General features: G+C 49.8%; 2 tRNA genes and 1 rRNA gene. All 3 read right to left on the reverse strand.

Features of this window, described 5'->3' with window-relative positions:
• Positions 1–80: 80 nt before the first annotated feature.
• Positions 81–156 (reverse strand) — tRNA-Ala (locus tag C7H85_RS19270).
• Between the two features lie 38 nt (positions 157–194).
• Positions 195–271, reverse strand: a tRNA-Ile gene (locus C7H85_RS19275).
• A gap of 171 nt (positions 272–442) precedes the next feature.
• A 16S ribosomal RNA gene (locus C7H85_RS19280) occupies positions 443–514 on the reverse strand; the annotation flags it as partial.

Below are 514 nucleotides of genomic sequence, written 5' to 3' on the forward strand. Positions count from 1 at the left end.
TTAAAGAGCGTGACTTGTAAAAAGTCAAAGTGATACATTGATACCCAACGTATTACTTTGACATTTTTGACTCGACTAAATGGTGGAGCTAAGCGGGATCGAACCGCTGACCTCCTGCGTGCAAAGCAGGCGCTCTCCCAGCTGAGCTATAGCCCCATTCAGCGTACCGTCATCACCAAATCTTGCAGAAGATTTGGTGGGTCTGGGTGGACTCGAACCACCGACCTCACCCTTATCAGGGGTGCGCTCTAACCACCTGAGCTACAGACCCAAAAATTGTGCTGTATTTAACCGACCTCACCCGTTTATACCCAAGGGCATGGGGTGCTAACCAGCCGAACTACAGACCCAACGTTATGCACACCAGCCAGGCTCGTGCGCAAGTCACTCTATTCATATCAAGCAAACTGTGTGAACACTCAACAGGCGTTGAGATTTAAGGTAAGGAGGTGATCCAACCGCAGGTTCCCCTACGGTTACCTTGTTACGACTTCACCCCAGTCATGAATCACTC

Origin of the sequence: Zobellella endophytica (assembly GCF_003012775.1) — a bacterium.
Lineage (GTDB): Bacteria > Pseudomonadota > Gammaproteobacteria > Enterobacterales > Aeromonadaceae > Oceanimonas > Oceanimonas endophytica.